Source organism: Micromonospora lacuserhaii (genome assembly GCF_036902735.1).
GTDB lineage: Bacteria > Actinomycetota > Actinomycetes > Mycobacteriales > Micromonosporaceae > Micromonospora.
The window spans coordinates 1-4,966 of sequence record NZ_JBAKHO010000109.1 but is presented as its reverse complement, the minus strand read 5'-3'; the positions used below and the strand labels follow the sequence as shown (position 1 = coordinate 4,966).

4 protein-coding genes and 1 pseudogene are annotated in these 4,966 nt (G+C 72.8%); 3 read left to right on the top strand and 2 right to left on the bottom strand.

The features are described 5' to 3' along the window. Nucleotides 1-300: pseudogene (locus V6U81_RS28850) on the bottom strand (hypothetical protein); the annotation flags it as partial. Nucleotides 301-832: 532 nt separating this feature from the next. Here V6U81_RS28850 and V6U81_RS28845 point away from each other — a divergent pair. Genes V6U81_RS28845 through V6U81_RS28835 form a run of 3 tightly spaced genes read left to right on the top strand, consistent with a single transcriptional unit; the run spans nt 833 to nt 2,660 of the window. Beyond that, on the top strand, nt 833-1,720 hold the full coding sequence (locus tag V6U81_RS28845; protein ID WP_334494181.1) for a class E sortase: 888 nt from the start codon (nt 833-835) through the stop codon (nt 1,718-1,720). A gap of 8 nt (nt 1,721-1,728) precedes the next feature. Continuing rightward, nucleotides 1,729-2,004: a hypothetical protein gene (locus tag V6U81_RS28840; RefSeq protein WP_334494180.1), complete on the top strand. Its 276-nt coding sequence runs from the start codon at nt 1,729-1,731 to the stop codon at nt 2,002-2,004. A gap of 5 nt (nt 2,005-2,009) precedes the next feature. Further along, nucleotides 2,010-2,660, top strand: a complete 651-nt coding sequence (locus V6U81_RS28835; RefSeq protein ID WP_334494179.1) for an aminodeoxychorismate/anthranilate synthase component II — start codon at nt 2,010-2,012, stop codon at nt 2,658-2,660. 75 nt (nt 2,661-2,735) lie between these two features. Here V6U81_RS28835 and pknB read toward each other — a convergent pair whose 3' ends face one another. Continuing rightward, nucleotides 2,736-4,559, bottom strand: a complete 1,824-nt coding sequence (gene pknB, locus V6U81_RS28830; RefSeq protein ID WP_334494177.1) for a Stk1 family PASTA domain-containing Ser/Thr kinase — start codon at nt 4,557-4,559, stop codon at nt 2,736-2,738. Nucleotides 4,560-4,966 lie beyond the last annotated feature (407 nt).

The window sequence follows — 4,966 nt, the reverse complement described above, 5'->3', positions numbered from 1 at the left end:
GTCGCCGGCCGCCGACGCGCCGCCCGCGCGGCCCGCGCAGCGCCCCACGCCGACGCCCGCCGACACCACACGCCGCCCGACCGTGCCGAACTCCGGTCCCGGGCAGCCGACGGGTCCGTCGCGCGCCGGTGGCACCCTCCGGCCGGACACGCCGGCCGAACCGAGCCGACCCGCGCCGCCCGCGTGGCCGGGCAACGCCGCGTCCCGCACGCCCACGCCGACCGCGCAGCCTTTCACGCCAGCCACGCCGCCTCCCGCGCCGACCGCGCAGCCTCCCGCTCCGGCCGCGCCGCCGCCCACGCAGCCTCCCGCGGGTCCGCCGGCCGTCCGGCACACGCCCGCCGCGCCGCCCCCACCGGCCGGTCCCGACCGCCCCGCTGCGCCGGGTCGAGGGTCCGCGCCGGGTCGAACCGAGCACCAGCCACCCGCCGGGGTACGCCCCGCCGCGCCCGTCGAGGCGCCCACCGCGTTCATCCCCCGGGTCACCGACCGGCCAACCGCCCCGGCCCACGGTGCCGCCCGCGCCGGCTCGTCCTCGGCAGCCCCGGAGGATGGCGTGCGGTCCGGCATGGCGGAGGACGGACCGCCCCGCACGCCGTCGCGTGACGACGCCCCGCTCCGGCCGACCCGGCCGGAGGGAGTCGCCGTTCCGCGTTCGGCCTCTTACGACGGGGCGCCCCGGACGACCACACCGGAAGGCGTCGGCACCCCGCGCGCGGCCTCCTACGACGGCGTACCCCGGGCGGCCGCGCCCGACCTCGGCCAGCCGGCGGCCGGAGTCCGGGGTCCAGAGCGGCCCGCGGACCCGGCGGCCACCGCGGTGATCCCGGCGGTGACCGGGCGGCCGCGGCCGCAGCACCCGCCGCTGGACTCGACGGCGCTGATGGGCGCCGTCCCACCCACCCCCAAACCCGACGGCACCCAGCCCACCCCGCCGGCCGAGCCGCCGCAGCCCCGCCGGGGCGAACGGGTGGTCCAGCTGCGCCCCGAGCAGACCGGCGAGGGGTACAAGAGCGTCTACTCGGAGCTGACCCGGCCCAGCATCGCCTCCCGGATCCGCACCGGCGTCCGGATCACCGGCGAGCTGCTGATCACCTTCGGTCTGGTGGTGCTCCTCTTCGCCAGCTACGAGATCTGGGGCAAGTCGGCGATCGTCGACGCCCACCAGAACGACCTGAGCCAGCAGTTGGCCCAGGCGTGGGGCCCCATCGGAGACCCGACCGTCGGCCCGTCGCCCACGGCGGCGGCCAAGCCGCTGAAGGTGGTGGAGGGCAAGCCGATCGCCGGGCTCTACATCCCCAAGCTGGACAAGAACTGGGTGGTCGTCGAGGGCGTCACCCAGAAGGACATCCGGTACGCCCCCGGCCACTATCCGAAGAGCGCGCTCCCCGGGAAGGTCGGCAACTTCTCCGTCGCCGGACACCGCAACCGGGCCACCTTCTGGCGGTTGGACGAGCTGAACAACGGCGACGTGATCGTGGTCGAGGGCCAGACCGACTGGTACATCTACAAGGTCTACAAGAGCCGGATCGTCCGTCCGGATCAGGTCGAGGTGGTCGCGCCGGTGCCGATGAATCCCGGCGCCAAGCCGACGAGGAAGCTGCTCACCCTCACCACCTGCAACCCGAAGTTCGACAACTACCAGCGCCTGATCGTGCACGCCGAGCTGGACCACAGCCAGCCGAAGTCGGCGGGACGACCGGTGGAGCTGGGAGCCTGAGGACCGCGATGTACTCCTGGATCTGGCGCAAGCTGCCCTTCGGCCTGGCCGGCAAGCTGATCGGCTCAGTACTTCTCGCCGCCGCCACGGTGGCGTTGCTCTGGTACGTGATCTTCCCGTGGGCCGAGCCGCTGCTGCCCTTCGACGACGTGCAGGTCACCCAGGACTCGGGCACGCCCGGCGGGGACTCCGGCGTAAACCAGGACGCCCCCACGGGCGACGAGCACGATCTGCCGTACGACACCGACGAGAACAACGCCCCGCCGACCTCCCCGAACGAGTGAGCCCCATGCGTGTCCTGGTCATCGACAACTACGACTCGTTCGTCTTCAACCTGGTCCAGTACCTCGGCCAGCTCGGCGTCGACTGTGAGGTCCGGCGCAACGACGAGATCGACGTGGCCGAGGTAGGCCGGGCCGGCGCGGCCGGCGTCCTGCTCTCGCCGGGGCCCGGCAGCCCGGACCGGGCCGGCATCTGCCTGGACGTCATCCGGCAGTACGCCGGGGAGCTGCCGATCTTCGGGGTCTGCCTCGGTCACCAGGCGATCGGTGAGGCGTTCGGCGCCACCGTGACCCGGGCACCCGAACTGCTGCACGGCAAGACCTCCGAGGTCCGGCACCACTCGGTCGGCGTCCTGGCCGGGCTGCCCGACCCGTTCACCGCGACCCGGTACCACTCGCTGGCGGTGCTCCCCGAGACGCTCCCGGACGAGCTGGAGGTCACCGGTTGGACCGGCTCCGGCGTGGTGATGGCGATGCGGCACCGCACGCTGCCGATCGAGGGCGTCCAGTTCCACCCGGAGTCGGTGCTCACCGAGGGCGGCCACCTGATGCTGGCGAACTGGCTGGCCGCGTGCGGTCACCCGGAGGCGCTGGAGCGCGCGCCGGAGCTGGCCGCCGAGGTGGACGCCCGCCGGCGCGCCGCCTTCGCCACCAACTGATCTCGCTGCCCAAAAAGACCTCGGCCCGGTCCCCCCAGGGGGCCGGGCCGGTCTGTCTGAACGCGGTGTCTCCGGTTACTCGCCGGGGTTGCGGACCGCAGGCGTGGTCGGGATCGGGAAGCCGCCGCCGGTACCGGTGCCGCCGGTCGGGGTCGGGGTGGGTTCGGTCGGCGTGGGCGTCGGCGGCGTCGGCGGCTGAGTGGCCTCCGGCACGCTCACCGTGATGGTCACGGTGGTGCCCTTCGGCTTCTTGCTGCCGCCCTTCGGGCTCTGGCTGAGAACCTTGCCGGCCTCGGTCGCCGGCACCTCCTTACCCAGATCGACGTCCACCTTGAAACCGGCGTTCTCGAGTGCCTTGGTTGCCTGCTCCTTGCTGTAACCGACCACGTCCGGCACGGACCGGACATTTCCCTTGGACACCGTCAGCGTGACCGTCGTTCCCTCCGGCACCTTCGTGCCCTCCGCCGGGGAGACGTCGAGAACGATGTCCTCGTTCTCCTCGCTGTTCTTCTCCTCGACCACCACGTTGAACTTTGCGGTCTCCAGTCGAGTACGGGCACTGTCCAGCTTGCTGCCCTTGAGGCCGGTGAGGACTTCGACCTCCGGCTTGCCGCCGCAGAGCGTGATGACCACCTGCTGCTTCTGCTCAAGCTTCGACCCCGCCGGAGGGTCCTGCTTGACCACCGTGTCCTTTTTGCAGTTGCTGTCGAAGAATGGCTCCTGCGCCTTCGCCGGCACGAGCCCGGCGTTGCTGATCTCGACGTACGCGGCGGCCTGGGTCTTGCCGGCCAGGTTCGGCACCGCGACCTGCTTGACGTCGTCCTTGTTCTGTTGCAGCAGCAGGCCCGCGACCAGCGCGATCACCGCGAGCACACCGAGCGCCGCGAAGGCCGCGATCACCCAGCCCGAGCTCTTGCGCCGCTGCGGGTCGCCGACCCGGGCCGGGATCTGCCGGGTGGGGGCGCCCGCCACCTGGGTCGGGTACCCCGCTCCGGCGGCCGGCGCCAGGTGCGCGGTCTCCTCCTGCGGCATGACCGGGGTGGCCATCACCGGCCGGCCCGCGGCCGCCCGGAGCAGGTCGGCGCGCATCTCGCCGGCGCTCTGGTAGCGGTTGAGCGGGTTCTTCGACAGCGCCTTGAGCACGATCGCGTCGACCGCCGGGTTGACGTCCGGGTTGATGTCGCTCGGCGTCGGCGGAGCCTCCCGTACGTGCTGGTAGGCGACGCTGACCGGGCTGTCGCCGACGAACGGCGGGTGCCCGCAGACCAGCTCGAAGAGCACGCAGCCGGCGGCGTAGACGTCGGAGCGGGCGTCCACGGCCTCGCCGCGGGCCTGCTCCGGCGAGAGGTACTGGGCCGTGCCGATCACCGCGCTGGTCTGGGTCATCGTGGTGGCGCCACTGGCCAGCGCCCGGGCGATGCCGAAGTCCATCACCTTGACCTGACCGGTCTGGGTGAGCATCACGTTGCCCGGCTTGACGTCCCGGTGGATGATCCCGTGCCGGTGGCTGAACTCCAGCGCCGCGCACATGTCGGCGCAGATCTCCAGCGCCCGGCGCGGCTGCAACCGGCTTTCGACGCCGAGGAGCTCCTTCAGGGTGCGCCCGTTGACGAACTCCATCACGATGAACGGCAGGGTCTCGCCGGTCGGGGCGGTCTCCTCGCCGGTGTCGTAGACGGCCACGATCGCCGGGTGGTTCAGCGAGGCGGCGTTCTGCGCCTCGCGACGGAACCGCATCTGGAATGTGGCGTCCCGGGCGAGGTCGGCGCGGAGCATCTTGATCGCGACGTCCCGCCCGAGCCGAAGGTCACGACCGCGGTGCACCTCGGCCATGCCGCCGTAGCCGAGCAGCTCGCCGACCTGATATCGGCCACCGAGCAGGCGGGCCTGCGCTGTCATCGCGTTCGTCGTCCTTCGCTCGTCGTCGTCTCGCCGCCACCCGTTCGGAGCCATACCACCCGACGGTACGACGTCCGGGCCAGATCGTCGCGTCCGCCCGCGCTCACCGCGCCGGACGGAACACCCAGCGGCCGGTACGCGCCGGGATCACCGGCTCCCGCATCCTTCCGCGCCCTGTAGGAAACCACGCCGGAGCAGACCAGAACCAGTACGGCCAGCAGAATGGCGATGGTCACCATCCCTGACCTGGAACGACGCGCCGGAGCGGCGTTCGTCACCGCCGGGGCGTACCCGACGGGGCGGCCCGGTGCCGACGGCACGGCGGCCGCACCGCGGGTCTGGCCGGGCGCGCCGGCCGGCGGTCGGGGCTGCGGCAGGGGCTGGGCCGGCGGCAAGTCGGAGGCCAA

Bases quoted from the DNA above. Each gene is read 5' to 3' on its own strand.
- V6U81_RS28840 (WP_334494180.1), top strand. From the start codon at position 1,729: ATGTACTCCTGGATCTGGCGCAAGCTGCCCTTCGGCCTGGCCGGCAAG.
- V6U81_RS28835 (WP_334494179.1), top strand. From the start codon at position 2,010: ATGCGTGTCCTGGTCATCGACAACTACGACTCGTTCGTCTTCAACCTG.
- pknB (WP_334494177.1), bottom strand. From the start codon at position 4,559: ATGACAGCGCAGGCCCGCCTGCTCGGTGGCCGATATCAGGTCGGCGAG.